At 54.5% G+C, this 14407-nt stretch carries 11 protein-coding genes; 6 read left to right on the plus strand and 5 right to left on the minus strand.

The features are described 5' to 3' along the window. Nucleotides 1–35: 35 nt before the first annotated feature. Complete coding sequence (locus G6R38_RS19225) at nucleotides 36–2387, minus strand: PSD1 and planctomycete cytochrome C domain-containing protein (RefSeq protein WP_166830056.1); 2352 nt, start codon at nucleotides 2385–2387, stop codon at nucleotides 36–38. A gap of 204 nt (nucleotides 2388–2591) precedes the next feature. Between G6R38_RS19225 and G6R38_RS19230 the strand changes: the two genes are divergently transcribed. The 4 genes from G6R38_RS19230 to G6R38_RS19245 all read left to right on the plus strand — a co-directional run bounded on the left by G6R38_RS19230 (nucleotide 2592) and on the right by G6R38_RS19245 (nucleotide 7293). Further along, nucleotides 2592–3785, plus strand: a complete 1194-nt coding sequence (locus G6R38_RS19230; RefSeq protein ID WP_166830058.1) for a hypothetical protein — start codon at nucleotides 2592–2594, stop codon at nucleotides 3783–3785. A gap of 346 nt (nucleotides 3786–4131) precedes the next feature. Continuing rightward, nucleotides 4132–5142 carry a DUF1559 domain-containing protein gene (locus tag G6R38_RS19235; protein ID WP_240928288.1) on the plus strand — a complete coding sequence of 337 codons (1011 nt, stop codon included), beginning with the start codon at nucleotides 4132–4134 and terminating at the stop codon, nucleotides 5140–5142. 193 nt (nucleotides 5143–5335) lie between these two features. Continuing rightward, nucleotides 5336–5872, plus strand: coding sequence for a hypothetical protein (locus G6R38_RS19240; protein ID WP_166830060.1), 537 nt, complete (start codon nucleotides 5336–5338; stop codon nucleotides 5870–5872). A 59-nt stretch (nucleotides 5873–5931) separates the two neighbouring features. Next, nucleotides 5932–7293, plus strand: coding sequence for a PhoPQ-activated pathogenicity-related family protein (locus tag G6R38_RS19245; protein WP_166830062.1), 1362 nt, complete (start codon nucleotides 5932–5934; stop codon nucleotides 7291–7293). Nucleotides 7294–7319: 26 nt separating this feature from the next. On the opposite strand, the gene G6R38_RS19250 is transcribed toward G6R38_RS19245, so the two are convergent. The 4 genes from G6R38_RS19250 to G6R38_RS19265 form a co-directional block, all read right to left on the minus strand. Next, the gene (locus G6R38_RS19250) at nucleotides 7320–8144 is read right to left on the minus strand and encodes an META domain-containing protein (RefSeq protein WP_166830064.1); all 825 of its coding nucleotides are present in this window, start codon (nucleotides 8142–8144) and stop codon (nucleotides 7320–7322) included. Between the two features lie 223 nt (nucleotides 8145–8367). Then, nucleotides 8368–8874 (minus strand): hypothetical protein, encoded by a 507-nt coding sequence (locus G6R38_RS19255; RefSeq protein ID WP_166830066.1) that lies wholly within the window; start codon nucleotides 8872–8874, stop codon nucleotides 8368–8370. Between the two features lie 3 nt (nucleotides 8875–8877). Next, nucleotides 8878–9912, minus strand: coding sequence for a DUF1559 domain-containing protein (locus G6R38_RS19260; RefSeq protein WP_166830068.1), 1035 nt, complete (start codon nucleotides 9910–9912; stop codon nucleotides 8878–8880). Nucleotides 9913–10249: 337 nt separating this feature from the next. Next, nucleotides 10250–11101 carry a menaquinone biosynthesis family protein gene (locus tag G6R38_RS19265; protein ID WP_166830070.1) on the minus strand — a complete coding sequence of 284 codons (852 nt, stop codon included), beginning with the start codon at nucleotides 11099–11101 and terminating at the stop codon, nucleotides 10250–10252. A gap of 230 nt (nucleotides 11102–11331) precedes the next feature. Between G6R38_RS19265 and G6R38_RS19270 the strand changes: the two genes are divergently transcribed. Beyond that, nucleotides 11332–13257: an ABC-F family ATP-binding cassette domain-containing protein gene (locus tag G6R38_RS19270; protein WP_166830072.1), complete on the plus strand. Its 1926-nt coding sequence runs from the start codon at nucleotides 11332–11334 to the stop codon at nucleotides 13255–13257. After that, a complete protein-coding gene (gene solA, locus G6R38_RS19275; RefSeq protein WP_166830074.1) occupies nucleotides 13257–14396 on the plus strand; it encodes an N-methyl-L-tryptophan oxidase in 1140 nt (379 codons plus the stop codon). Before G6R38_RS19270 ends, solA begins: the two co-directional genes overlap by 1 nt. The last annotated feature ends 11 nt before the right edge of the window (nucleotides 14397–14407 follow it).

Genomic DNA, 14407 nt, shown 5'->3' on the forward strand with positions numbered 1-14407 from the left:
TTTCAATCTTCGCGGAGGGCACTGGATGCGAGCGGTCAATTCACGAATAGGAATTCATTCGATGCCAACAATACGTGGGCGTATTGTGTCCAAGCGGCATCGTTGGGGGAGTCGGTCAGGAACGCCAGACCGATTTCGATTTCCTCAGGTGAGGGGTCCCGAGCGTACAACAACCGATACGCCAAGCGAATGCGTTCGGTGAAGTCGTCGGGTTGGTCGGTCGCCAAACGAGTCGCCAAAGTCTTCGCCCGATCGAGCAACAACGGACCATTGAGCGTATACAGACCTTGCAGCGGAGTCGTTGTCGTTTGCCGTCGAGGACTGTGAGACGTAGGGTCGGGGAAATCGTGCATCAGCAGAGTGGTTGACATATCCCGCCGATGAATCGTGGTGTAAATCGTGCGGCGATCGTTTTTCGCATCGGTCAATGCGACGGATGGACCGCCGATCGTCAAATCCAAATCACCACAAGCCGCAAACATGGCATCCCGCCAGGCTTCGACTTCGAGTCGCTTGCGGTTCATGCGTGAGAGCCAACGGTTGCCGGGATCGAGTTCATCTTGCGGTCGGTCCGAGCGGCTGGATTGCCGATAGGTTGCCGACAAAACAATTTCCCGGTGCAACCACTTGAGTGACCAACCATTTTCGATGAACCGGGCGGTCAAATCGTCAAGCAATTCCGGATGCGTCGGTCGGTCACCGGACTGTCCGAAGTTACTCGGTGTGGCGACGATACCGTTTCCAAAATGCTGATGCCACATCCGATTCACGATCACCCGTGCGGCCAACGGTTGGGCATCGTTTGTGATCGCCCGCGCCAAATCCAACCGACCGCTGCCGGTTTGGAAGGGCTGCGATGTTTCGTCCGAAAGCACCGTAAGAAACCGGCGGGGCACCAATTCGCCAAGCCGATTCGGATTGCCGCGGATGAAGACATGGAGATCACGCGGGGTCGGTTTGTACGTCAACTTGGAACCGCTGTCCGGTCGTTCGCCCTTCCGTTCCACATACAACGATTCCTCCACCACGCCTGGAGTTGTAGGCGTGTCGAAGTGCGGTGTGGCCTTGAGATCGGCGATCTTCTTGGTGAGTTCCTCGATTTTCTCTGTCGGTTGTGGCTTCTGTTTTTTTAGCTTGGCCAACTGAGTCTCGAGCGACTTGACTTGCTTGCGAGCCTCCCGAACCGGGGCGAACAACTTTTCGTCGATCAACGGTCGCTCGCCGAATCGACAACTGGCGAAGACACCGGCCAGTGCGTAGTAATCTTTCGTCGTGATCGGATCGAACTTGTGATCATGACACCGGGCACATGCGACAGTTAGGCCAAGAAACGTCCGCGAGACGGCATCAACGCGTTCTTCCCATTCATCCGCCACAATGACTTTGATAATCTCCGACGGAAGTTGAAGTTCCTTCCAATAATTCGGACTGAGTCCGAGAAACCCGAGCGCCGGCATGTCTTCTGGTCCGGTTGTCGGCATCAGATCGGTCGCGAGTTGTCGATGCACGAATTCGTCGTAGGGAACGTCGTCGTTCATCGCTTGCACAACCCAATCGCGGTACCGATACGCATCGCCGGTGGAATCGAGCCAACTGGCGGTGCGGTCGGTGTAGCGAGCCATGTCCAACCACACGCGTCCCCAGCGTTCGCCGAAATGCGGACTGTCGAGCAAACGGTTGACTTGCTTCTCGTAGGCTTTCGGATCGGGGTCGTTCACGAACTCATCCACTTCCGCCGGAGTGGGAGGAAGTCCGGTGAGATCGAAAGTCAGCCGCCGCAACAGCGTGGCCCGGTTCGCCATCGGCGACGGTTCCAAACCCTCTCGTTCCATCGCCGCAAGAACGAAATGATCGATCCGCTGTCGTGGCCAATCCGGTGCGGCAACACTGGGCAGAGGATGTGTTTTCACCGGCTGAAACGACCAAAATTTCTTGGCCGCGGCGAAGTCAATTTCTTCATTGGCCGGACGGACGGGGGTGGAGTCCTTCGGAAACGGAACTCCGCGACGCACCCACTCTGTAAAAGCCGCGATGGCTTGGTCCGGCATTTTGCCCTCGGGCGGCATTTGAATTTCCGAACCCGGAGCGTAGCTGATCACCTCGATGAGTGAACTCTCCTCCGGCTTGCCGGGTGTGACGATCTTGCCACCGTCTCCGCCGGCGAACACATCGTGAGCGGTGTCCAACTTCAGCCCCGCGAACACCGGATCGGAATTTTGCGAATGGCATTCGTAACAGTGTTTCGCCAACAGCGGGCGAATGGTTTTTTCAAAGAACTCGATGTCTTCCGCCGACGCGGTCTCCGTTTGCGGTTGCTCAGCCGATCCATTGGCCACCGGAATGAGCAAGCCACACCCGATCAGAAGAATCCGAAATCGATCAGTCATCAAGAAACGCCTCGTTCAATCCCATCATTCAGTAGCGCAGCCACATTCCATCAGTGAATTCTGATGGAAACACGGACCCACCGCAAGATTCGAACGCCGACTTCTTACGATTCTGGCAACTTGCCACGGTTCGAGTTCCGAATACGGCCCCGAATCCGGTTATAATTCGTGCAGAGTCATGAAATTCGGAGTGGAGTTGCAACAGTGCTCGTAGCAAGTGTGATGGTGACGGCAAGTTTTTTGTGGGTCGAACCGGCGGAAGTGGTGCTCAATCGCCCGCTGCCGCGTCGCCGGACCGGACGGGACTTCGAGCAAGTATTGCGGCAACCGGTGAGTGTGTCGAACAAGTTCGATTCGCTACGAAGCGTGCTGACGAATCTCTCGACAGCCTACAACGTGGCGATTGTGTTGGACCGCCGAATCGATCCCACGAAAACGCCGACGATCGATCTGCAAAACCAGCCGTTCGAGATCGCAATCAAATCCATTGCCGAGACAATCGGTGCGGATGCCGTCGTCGTTGGCAATACGATTGTCATTGGCCCATTGGACGCGATCGGGAACTTGCCGAGTTTGATCAAACAACGCTCCAGCGAGATTCCGTCAGCCGAAATCGGGATCAGTCGTTTGCGGCGGTCGGAACTGACCAACCGTCGGTTGACGATCCATTGGAACGATCTCGATGAACCGCGACCACTTCTCATCGCCACCGCTGATCGGTTTGGGTTGAAGGTCGATAACCCCGATCGAATCCCGCATGACCTATGGCCGGGAAACACGATTCCCGAGGCATCGGCGTCCGAGGCGTTATCGCTGTTGCTCCTGCAATTTGGCCTTACCTTTGAATGGCTTGATCGTGGGCGGACGATCCGGCTGGTTGACGTTCCCAAAGTCGTAACAACCGAGAAGCTGTATCTCCCTCGCGATCCGAAGCATCTGGCCATCCGTAACCGTCAGGAGCGAGCCGAAACCGCTGCTAAGGATTGGCAACAACAGATTCCGGGACTCGTCGCCGAACCGGATGGTTCCACCGGTCGTGTGCTCGTACAAGCGACGGCCGCCGGACACAAACGCCTGACCGCTCTTCTTAATCCCGAAACCGACGAACCTGAACCCAACCCAAACATCGAACCCGCGATCCCGCTCAATCGCAGGCGTTTTCTCTTGAACGTCGAGAACGTTCCGGCTATCGCTGTGATGAAAAAGCTCGAAGAGAGTGGTGTCCGCTTTACATACGACAAAGACGAAATGGCGGAAGCGGGAATCGACTTCAATCAGCGGATCAGCATTAATGTCACCAACGTCAACGCGAACGTCTTTTTGAAAGCATTGTTCGAACCGTTAGGAGTGGCCTTCAAGTACCAAGGCACCCGGGTCACTCTCTCACCTAATAAGTGACACTACTACCTCCTCAATCCAAAGAGATAGCTCCCGAGCCGGCAACGTGAACGAATTCCGTATGGGTAGAAACCCTGACCACAATGAATCGTTGACGTAAAAATCCGAATGGAGGAACCAAGCGACTGTAAAGAATTTGCGAACATGACAAGGTCTTTGTTGCCCAGCGTGGAATGGATTGGTACGTTTGATAGGTATTGACGACTAGATGAAAGACCGTTTCAGGTTTTGATCGATACACACAATTCGATCCTATACCGGTCACTCTGACCGGATGGGGACCCGACAAATCCGTTGGAATTCCTCGACTTAATCTCTCGTTCGTTAGCAAAATCTAGGAGTTGTCATGATGGGGCATCGAAACGCGGCTGGCGGAACCATCCGCAGAGGATTTACGTTGATCGAACTCTTGGTGGTCATCGCGATCATCGCCATTCTGATTGCTCTCTTATTGCCAGCGGTGCAACAGGCGCGAGAGGCCGCCCGACGAACGCAGTGCAAGAACAACATGAAGCAACTCGGTCTGGCGTTGCATCAATATCACGACACCTACAACAAGTTCCCGTTTTCCTACATGCTAGGCGACGACTTAAACGTCTCGAGTTTCGGCGTGCAGATTCTTCCGTTCATTGAACAAGGCAACCTGTGGAATCGATGGGATTCCAGAGTCCCGGCATTTAATGAAGCATCGTCCGCGGGATTCCCGGCCGCCGCTGTCGATCAAAACCTTGAAGTTATTGCGACTCCGATTGACGCCTTCATGTGCCCCTCGACACCCGGCGAAGAAGTTCATGATTACTCATTGCCCGCTAATGCAGGCGGGTCCGGCGTGCCACCATTCGATTTGACGTGGACAGCCGCCCGTTCGGATTACTGTGCCGCAAGTGGTGTTCGCGGAGTCTTCGGTGACTTGGCCTATGCCGGAAACCAAGGCGGACAGCGTGGTGGAATTTTCGCCGAACCGAATGAGTGTGCGCAGTTCCGCGATGTGACCGATGGCACGTCCAACACCATTTTGCTCGGCGAACGAGTTGGTGGAAACGTTGTCTATCGAAACGGGCAAATCGACCCCTCACTCACAAGTTCGCTCGGCCCCTCTCAAGGTGGTGCCTGGGGAGACTTCCTCCTTGGCGAGCATTGGCCGGAAGGCTCTTTGACCGATGGCACACCCGGTGGTGGTCCTTGTGTCATCAATTGCACAAACATGCGAAGTACGGGCTTCATGAGTTTTCACCCCGGCGGTGCTCAGTTCTTGCTAGCCGACGGATCGGTTAAGTTCCTTTCCGAGAACATCGACTTGGCAACTCTCGCTGGCCTCATCACTCGTGGTAAAGGTGAAGTCCTCGGCGACTTCTAAAAGCGGGATTCGCTCGATCTTATCGTATTCGTCTCAATCGCGGAGTTGTCCGCTAGTATTCAAAGTCTGTGGCGACAACTCCGCATTCAAATGCCTGAGAGACCAGCAGCGGACTTCGTCCGTTTTTCCGAGTCGCTTGTTTTTCGACGAAGTTGATTGAAGAATACGATGCATTGATCGGAAGCGTTTTCTAATGTCTTCATCCGAAGACCCGTCCGCATCTTCTATGGTGCACACGCGATTGAAAGGCAAGGGAACGGACATGCTGTCAGAGGACAGGGCAATCAAAAATCAGCGTGCGATGTTCGTGTATGCTGGCTGTCTACTTTTACTTGTCGGCTGCGGAGGCGGCGACGAACCGTACCGGAAACCGACAGCACCCGTAACGGGTATCATCACGATTGACGGGCAGCCGCCGAAGAATCCTGTCAAAATCACCACACACCCTGTGGACGGGATGGATCAAGAACACCCGTCGTTTTCGCATTGTATGACAGGCGAAAATGGGGCCTTTGAAATCTCCACTTATGAGACCGGCGACGGTGTTCCGGAAGGTGAGTATCGGCTGACTTTTCAAGCCGGCCAAATGAATCTCGTCTCGCGAAGTTACTCGGGAGACTTGTTCAAAGGACGATACTCCGACCCTGAGAAGTCCGAGTTCACCTTGACGGTGTCCGGCACCGACCCGATCGACTTGGGAACGATCAATCTTTCGACTTCCGGTCAGTGAAACTCATCTTCGATCGCGTTCATCCCCACCACTTAAGTTTTTAGAATTTCGGACCCGTTATGCCCATCAAATTGACCAGACTGTCGGCATTCGTCGTTTTACTTGCTATCGTTGGCGGCGTGACCGGTCCCGATGTCGCTGTAGCCGAGGATAAAAACACGACCACAGCGTTGCACACATACGTCAATGCGAAAGACGACAGCTACAAATGGAACTTGGTTAAGTCGGAAAAACTACCAAACGGTTTAGGCCAACTACATACCTTGAATCTCGTTTCGCAGACTTGGCAAGGAATTGTTTGGAATCACGTTCTTGCTATTTTCGAACCCGCCGATCTCAAGTTTCCTGAACACGGTTTGTTATTCGTGACGGGCGGCCGAACGGGAAGTGAACTGCGAGACGGTGATAAAGCCATGGGTGCCGAACTAGCACGCCTGACCGGCACGCGATGCATGATCTTGTTACAAGTGCCCAATCAACCATTGTTCGGTGATCACTACGAAGACGATCTCATCACCGAGACATTCTTGAAGTATCTCGACACTCACGATGCAACGTGGCCGTTGTTGTTCCCGATGGTCAAGAGTGCCGTCCGGGCGTTCGACGCGACGGCTGAATTTTCCAAGGAAACTAGTGGGCATGAGGTCAACAAGTTCGTCGTCACCGGTGCTTCGAAACGGGGTTGGACGTCTTGGCTAACGGGCGTAGTTGAGCCTCGTGTGATCGGGATTGCCCCCATGGTGATCGATACCCTGAACTTCGCAAAACAGACGCGGTATCAGATCAAAATCTGGGGGAAATATAGTGAGCAAATCAAGGACTACACAAGCAAAGGACTTGTCGATCTCATCGAAGAAGAACCGCAGAATCCGCTGTTTAGTTGGGTCGATCCCTACACCTATCGGAAGCGGCTTACCTTGCCAAAGTTATTGATCAACGGAACCAACGATCCCTATTGGGTTGTCGATGCACTCAACAACTATTGGGACGATCTGCAGGGTGAAAAGTTCATTCTCTATATTCCCAATGCGGGACACGGCCTCAAAGGCGGTCGCGAAAAAGTTGTGCGTACGGTTGCTGCGTTTACATTGCATCAGATGACACAAACGCCGCTACCGAAACTCAGCTGGAAATTCTCTCAATCCGGTGACAAACTCAAACTTACAATCGAAAGTTCGTCCCCAGCTGAGAATGTTTCTTTGTGGACAGCTAATTCTGATGACCTGGACTTCCGAGATGACCAATGGTCATCGCAAGCTATGAAGCAAACGAAATCTGGTGCATACCAGGCTTCGACTCCATTGCCCGCCGAAGACAACATTGCTGCCTACGGCGATCTTGAGTTCAAAATTCACGGCGTGCCTTACTCCCTTTGCACGCAAATCCGGCGAACTCGGGCGAACCTTGCTCTTGGGCAATAGAATCACAATCGCATTGCGGATCCAGCCTATTTCTCTGGATCAGCAGGTTTGCCGACGAAGTGCAAAGTGAGGGTTTTCTCGGCGTTGGACAACTTGAGTCGATCGCCGAGAATCTCAAATTGGGAGATGTCACCAAACGCCGTCGTGAAGCGTTGTTCCTGATCCATGACGTCCGGCCGACAGGCTTTTCTTGTGGTGATCATAGGGCCGAATGTCATCGTCTTTTGCTCGATTTTGGCTTGCGTCTGATATTGATTGCATCCCGTCGATCCACTGGCTCGCTTGGATTGAATCACCAACGTAATCGGAGCGTTTTCGAGGACAGGAATCGCGGTGACGGTCGCTGAGTCACCTTTGCCGCTGACTGTTTCAAAGGTTTCTAGCGTCCAATTTGTGCCTTCGAGGGGCAACGGTTTGGGCGGCGCGTAGGGCACAAAGACGGCTTGATTCTTGCCAGCCTTGTCAGCCAACACGAGCTGTTTTGATGTTTTTGAGAACTTAGTAACTCTTGAAAGCAGCTTGGAATAGTCGGCATCGAGTTTTTCGAGTGCGGGATCATCACAGGCCATCTCTGTCCAACCGAGTTCATGGAACTGAATTTTGTTCGGCTTTGATGTCTTCACACGACCACTGAAGGAATTGCATCCGCCATCTCCCAAAGCACGGCCGGCTTTCAGTTCCAGCGTTGCCGCGACTGATGAGTCAATTGGACGTTTCTTCCCGTCCAAAGTCAGTGATTGCAAAGTCCATTTGCCGTTCAACGAAACCGCTGTGGCGGCATCGTTTTCTTCGCATCCGGTTGCTGGCACACAGGTCGTCATCAGTAGAATCGCACTAAACAAGGGTTTCATGGAACACTTCCGTTGGTATGAAATTCGTTGCGAGGAATGATGGTGATGCATTCAACTGCATCGCAGAGGGGAGACGGCATTTCCCACGGAATTGTTCCCAGTTTTTCGCAATCGATTCCCCAAAGATGACGACATCGTCATTGGGACCATAAAAAAACACTGCCGGAACAATCACGTTCCAACAGTGTTAATGATGGCAAGTGGCCCTTTGAGATCACCAGCGTTACTCGGGGATGTCGAATGTGTATTCCGATGTCTCGCTGGGAATGGTGAGGTGGAAGGGCGTCGTCTTCGCACTTCGATAAGACGCCGGGATCTTGAGAATGTTTGGAGCCGCGGCCGACGGACTACCTTCGGTTGGTGGCAACGGATCGGCTGGCGGCGGTAGAACCACGACTTGATAAGTCCCATGAGCGACATGCTCCAATTCGACAGTACTCTCGGCATTCAGCACACCGCCGCCGCCTTCACCGGTTGCATCGTTGACGAGATTCAACTCGGCACCGGGAAGCAATTGGCCGTTCCGTGTCACCGTCACTTGGACCGCACTTCGCGGCTTGTCCGAGTGTGGCACGGATGCACCACATCCGGACACGACGAACACCAACGAAATGACACCGAGTATCGTAAGTCGCATTCCGAACTGATGCACATGAGGAATCATAAGCTGTTGAATCTCCATCGCTTTTTGTTTTCGGCAAGTTGAACGGGCAGGGAATTGAGTTCGCATGGGTTACAGCTCGTTCGTGATGACTTGGCCATCGTCCCGCACCGAAAGCCTCCGGAGGGTATCCATGTCGATACTCTCAGGAATGAAGCGAACCGAACCATCGGTCAGGAGAATCTGAATCCCACCGGGGTGGAACGAATTCAAAATCGTGTTGACTTCAAAGCCGTGTTCACTCGATGCCGGTGATGGGGCACCGCTCAACCAGTAGGCGTTTGGCGGATACCGAACGGTGGTCAGACCGCCGGTGTAGCCGCTGCTGTAGGTGAGATTGGAAATTGCCAAGCTGGGTGTCCAGGCGTTGGAACCATCGGTCGTGTTGACGGTGTTGGTCGCCAACCCGTGCCAACCACCAAGTGGATTGTTGCTCTTTTCTTCACCATCGACTTGCCCGGATTGTTCGGCGACGATCATCGTGTTGGATGCGCCGTCGATGCAGTCCCGAAGTCGCTTGCTGCGGAAGACGACGAGCATGCCGTTCTCACAGTACGTTCCACCTTGGACGGCGTTGTCGGCGGAACAAACTGAGGTGCGGCCGGCGGGATCCGGTGTTGCACCGGCAATACCCACGTAATCCGGTAGTTGGCCGTTGCTGTCGGCGTACTGCATTTGAGCGTGGTTGTCCGCCGGGAACGGGCTGGACGGGCACTGAAACGCGGGAACGACAAGCGTTTCCAGAACTTCGTTTCCACCAGAGTACGCATACGAGTACCCCCGGAAGTTGCCGGTGGAGTGGTTCATCGAATCGTACGCGTTTTTCTGTTCCAGATAGGGCAGCAACCCGATTCGCCAGTTGGGTTTGACTGTGCTCTCGCGATTGCCGATCGGAAACGCCGAATGGGTCCCATGATAGTTGTGCAACGCCAGCCCGATCTGCTTCATATTGTTCTTACACTGCGTTCGCCGGGCAGCTTCACGGGCCTGTTGAACAGCGGGGAGCAGCAACGCGATCAGAATGGCGATAATCGCAATCACCACTAAGAGTTCGATCAGTGTGAATCCACTTCGGTGTGGACGGTGTGCGTCAGGCGGGCACGGCATGGGTGGCATCCCAAAGGTGAGAGTTCAAGGCAGTTGTTACTGTCTTCGAGAAGTGTCTCTCGAAGAAGCGGGGGTTGTATACATCTGCAACTCACATGCCGAGACCAACACCCTTCACCCCAATTCCCACAAACCCATTTCACAAAACACCTTATGTCATTCCGCAAAGAACACCGTCGTTTCATGGTGCCTATTTGTGCGGCGAAGTGCCACGAACTCATGCACAACAACTGATTCTTTGATACGTCTCCCTTCCGAGTGATTAGCGAAGTTCCGATGGCAAAAGAAAAACCGCCGGGGAACCGGCGGTTTGACGAGTTGCACCTTGAGATGTGAGTTACCCGATGAACTCCAAGGCGACCGGGTTTGGAATGACACCTGCATCGTGGGCTTGTTTCAGCAGTTCAGCCACAGCTTCGCGGCCGCGTTCGCCGAAGTCGAGCGTCCAATCGTTGACGTACATCCCCACGAATTTGTCGGCTTTGCCGGTGTCCAAATCGCGACCGTATTGCAGGGCGTAGTCGAGGGCTTCCTGACGGTGATCGAGCCCATACTGAATGCTCTGCTTCAGCAATACCGTCACTTCTTCCATCACTTCTTGGCCAAGGTCTTTGCGAATCGCGTTCGCTCCCAACGGCAACGGCAAGCCGGTTCGCTCGTACCACCATTGGCCCATGTCGACAACCAAATGCAACCCCTGATCCCCATAGGTCAACTGACCTTCATGGATGATCAAACCAGCATCGACTTTCTCTTGCTCGACGAGATTCAGAATTTCATCGAAGGGATGAACTTCCGGAGTGAAATCGTCACCGAGCAAAAGTTTGAGCGTCAAGAACGCTGTTGTCAGTGTGCCAGGAACGGCAATTTTTTTGCCGCGGAGTTGTTCGATGTCCATCGGTTCCCGCGTAACGACCATGGGGCCGTATTGATCCCCCATGCTTGCCCCACAGGCGCACAGTGCGTAGCGGTCGGTTAGGTAGGCATAACCGTGCAAGCTGACGGCGGTAAGTTCCAACTCGGCATTGAGTGCCCGACGGTTCAGCGTTTCAATGTCTTGCAGCGTGTGCGTGAACTCGTACCGTCCGGTTTCGATTTTGTCGTTTGCCAACGCATGGAACATGAACGCATCATCAGGATCCGGGCTATGGCCGACGTTAATTTGGATTTTGGTTTCGGTGGCAGTCATGGTGATCTCGGCCTGTCTTTCACAGTTCGAACGGGAGACACGAAATATGGAGAGGGTAGAGAGTGGTGGGTCGAGAGTGCAAGAACTCGATCGTCTCCACACTCGACCCTCAACTCTCCACCTTCGCCGCAACGGCGGCTTGTCGGATTCTAGGCCAATCCGATACGATAGCCCACCGTGTTGAGCTGGAAAGTTGGTTTTCACACCGGATTGGACCGCAGGACGCGTCGATGATTTTGCTCACTGTTCGTGATTTGTCTCGGCAATTTGACCGCGATCCGGTGTTCTCCGGCGTGACATTCGATGTCCGCCCCGGTGAACGCATCGGGCTGGTGGGGCCGAACGGCACTGGAAAATCGACGTTACTCAATGTCCTTTGTGGAATTGATCATTCCGATACCGGCAGCATCGAGAAACATCCTGCCGCCGAAATTGCCAAGCTCGAGCAGGAAGCTCATTTCGAGCCCGGTCGAACATTGATCGAGGAAGCCCGCGCGGGGTTGGCACATCTGTACGGCTTGCAGCAGGAATCCATCGACATCGCGGAGAAGATGGGGACCGTTAGCGGAGTTGAATTGGAGCGACTCCAAAAACGGTACGATGTGCTGCAACACGAACTCGAAAAACACGATGCGTACCACATTGATCACCGCGTCGAGGAAGTTTTAACGGGGTTGGGCTTTTCGCCGGAAGAGTACGATCGGCCGCTGGTGAGTTTCAGCGGCGGACAGCAAAACCGGGCGTTGTTGGCTCGGCTGTTGCTCCGGGCTCCCGAATTGATGTTGCTCGACGAACCCACAAACCACCTCGACATCGCCGCGACCGAGTGGCTGGAAGGATGGTTGGCCCGCACGAACGATCGCGGTTTGATTCTGGTCAGTCACGATCGCTTCTTTCTCGATCGGGTGACGAATCGCATTCTCGAACTGCACGGTGGGAAACTCAACGATTACAAAGGCAACTTCTCCGCCTACTGGCAGCAACGCGGCGAGCGGCAGAAAGTCGCTCAGCGAACGGCCGAGAAACAGCAGGAATACGTCGCTCGTCAAGAAGACTTCATCCGCCGCAATCAATATGGGCAAAAACATGCGCAAGCGGCGGATCGAAAGAAGAAGTTGGAACGGTTGGAAACAGTCGAGACCATTGACGATTTCTTCGAACTTCCAATGGGCTTTCCCAAACCAACGCGAGCCGGTGATTGGGTGATCGACACCGAAGATGTCTCGCAGGGGTTCGACGACAATCCGCCGCTGTTCCAAGATTTCACCCTCCGCATTCTGCGAGGAAACCGCGTGGGGATTCTCGGCCCGAACGGCAGCGGCAAAACGACTTTGCTGCGAACACTCATCGGGGAATTCCCTCCAAAGACCGGCAACATTCGGTTCGGGGCGAATGTGCAGATCGCGTATTACGACCAGCAGTTGAGTAGCGTCGATCCAAGCAAATCGGCAATTGAAGCGACACGCCCCGCGAATAAACCGGAAATGACACCCGGCGAGCTCCGCAGCATTTTGGCCCGGTTCGGCATCCGTGGCGAGCAGGCTCGGCAAGATGTCGGTAGCATGAGCGGTGGTGAGAAAAGCAAAGTCGCACTCGCCAGAATCGCGGCCCTCGATGCGAATTTGCTCATCCTCGACGAACCGACAAACCACCTCGATTTGTGGGCGAGATCGTCGCTGGAAGAAACGCTCAAGACGTACGAAGGGACGATTCTGTTCGTCAGCCACGACCGGTATTTCGTCAATCAAGTGGCGGAAAGTGTGATCGTGTTGGAGCCAGATGGTTGGCGGTATCACGAGGGGAATTACTCGGATTTCACCGCCTTCCGGGAAAATCGTGCGGCTGAAGCGGCGGCCATCGAAGCGGCTCAGAAACCACCCGAGAAGAAACCCGCCCAAACGCCGCAATCGTCCACAGAGAAATCCTCGAACAACAAGAAGCGGAAACGAAAGTTCGCCTATCGGAAAGTTTCCGACTTGGAAACCGACATCGCCGAGACCGAGGAACTCATCGAGCGACTTCAGGCCGAACTCAGTGACCCCGAGACGCATCGCGACGGCGACCGTGTGAAAGAAACAATGGAAGCCTACGACGACGCCACCAATCGGTTGGAAGAGCTTTATGAACACTGGGAAGAAGCGGTGGAGTTGAACTAATGCCCCAAACTTACGATGCAATCGTGCTTGGCGTCGGTGGTGTGGGCAGTGCGGCTTTGTACCAACTCGCTTCGCGTGGACTGCGGGTCCTGGGGATCGATCGCTTTGGCATCGCCCATGACCAAGGCAGTTCGCATGGGGAAACTCGCGTCATTCGACAGGCGTATTTTGAGCATCCCGATTATGTCCCGTTGCTGCGACATGCGTATCGGTTGTGGGATCAACTAGAGAAAGAAGCGGAGTCGGAACTCTTTCACCGAGTCGGTTTGATGCTCTGCGGACCAGCCGACGGCGAAGCGATTCCAGGCGTGAAGTTGGCGGCCGAGCGTTACGGTGTGGATATCGAAACGCTCTCGATGACCGATGCCCAAAAGCGGTTTCGTGGTTTCCAGTTTCCGGAAGAAACCGAAGTCATCTTCGAACCGGACGCGGGGTTTCTCGAAGTCGAAAACTGCGTTCGAACCCACATTGAGCTGGCAAAGCAGAAGGGGGCGCAACTGCGTGTCGGGGAGAGCGTCAAGGGATGGCAGAGCGAATCGAATAGCAGCGTCCGCGTGACGACAACCACTGGCGAATACCACGCCGGTTCGCTGATCATCTCAGCCGGGGCTTGGGCGAGTGAATGGTTGAACGCTCTGGAGATTCCTTTGACCGTCTTGCGGAAAGTCATGCTCTGGTTCGCGGTGCAAACCGCCGAGTACGACGAAATCCAACGCACGCCGGTGTTCTACTTTGAACGCCCTGACGGCACCTTCTTCGCACCGCCGTGTTCCGATGGGCAGACGATTCGACTGGTGAAACACGACGGCGGCGAAACCGTGACCAATCCGTTGACGGTCGATCGGGACCTGAAACCAAACGATGTCAAACCCCTCGTCAAATTCGTCCGCGAGACACTGCCGGGCTTGGATCCCCTCCCGACGCGACACGGCGTATGTCTCTACACCATGTCGCCGGATGGGCACTTTCTTGTCGATCGGCACCCGGATCACGAAAAAGTCGTCTTCGCCGCCGGACTTTCCGGGCACGGCTTCAAATTCGCCAGCGTCCTGGGAGCCGCCCTTGTAGACTTGGCAATCGACGGCAAAACCGACTTGCCGATCGGATTCCTCGGGACCGACCGATTCCAAAACTTATAAGTCCAAATGGA

This window comes from Thalassoroseus pseudoceratinae (genome assembly GCF_011634775.1).
GTDB lineage: Bacteria > Planctomycetota > Planctomycetia > Planctomycetales > Planctomycetaceae > Thalassoroseus > Thalassoroseus pseudoceratinae.

Excerpts from the sequence above, each read along its gene's own strand:
- G6R38_RS19225 (WP_166830056.1), bottom strand. The coding sequence starts at position 2,387 with ATGACTGATCGATTTCGGATTCTTCTGATCGGGTGTGGCTTGCTCATT.
- G6R38_RS19235 (WP_240928288.1), top strand. The coding sequence starts at position 4,132 with ATGATGGGGCATCGAAACGCGGCTGGCGGAACCATCCGCAGAGGATTT.
- G6R38_RS19240 (WP_166830060.1), top strand. The coding sequence starts at position 5,336 with ATGTCTTCATCCGAAGACCCGTCCGCATCTTCTATGGTGCACACGCGA.
- G6R38_RS19245 (WP_166830062.1), top strand. The coding sequence starts at position 5,932 with ATGCCCATCAAATTGACCAGACTGTCGGCATTCGTCGTTTTACTTGCT.
- G6R38_RS19250 (WP_166830064.1), bottom strand. The coding sequence starts at position 8,144 with ATGAAACCCTTGTTTAGTGCGATTCTACTGATGACGACCTGTGTGCCA.
- G6R38_RS19255 (WP_166830066.1), bottom strand. The coding sequence starts at position 8,874 with ATGCGAACTCAATTCCCTGCCCGTTCAACTTGCCGAAAACAAAAAGCG.
- G6R38_RS19260 (WP_166830068.1), bottom strand. The coding sequence starts at position 9,912 with ATGCCGTGCCCGCCTGACGCACACCGTCCACACCGAAGTGGATTCACA.
- G6R38_RS19265 (WP_166830070.1), bottom strand. The coding sequence starts at position 11,101 with ATGACTGCCACCGAAACCAAAATCCAAATTAACGTCGGCCATAGCCCG.
- G6R38_RS19270 (WP_166830072.1), top strand. The coding sequence starts at position 11,332 with ATGATTTTGCTCACTGTTCGTGATTTGTCTCGGCAATTTGACCGCGAT.
- solA (WP_166830074.1), top strand. The coding sequence starts at position 13,257 with ATGCCCCAAACTTACGATGCAATCGTGCTTGGCGTCGGTGGTGTGGGC.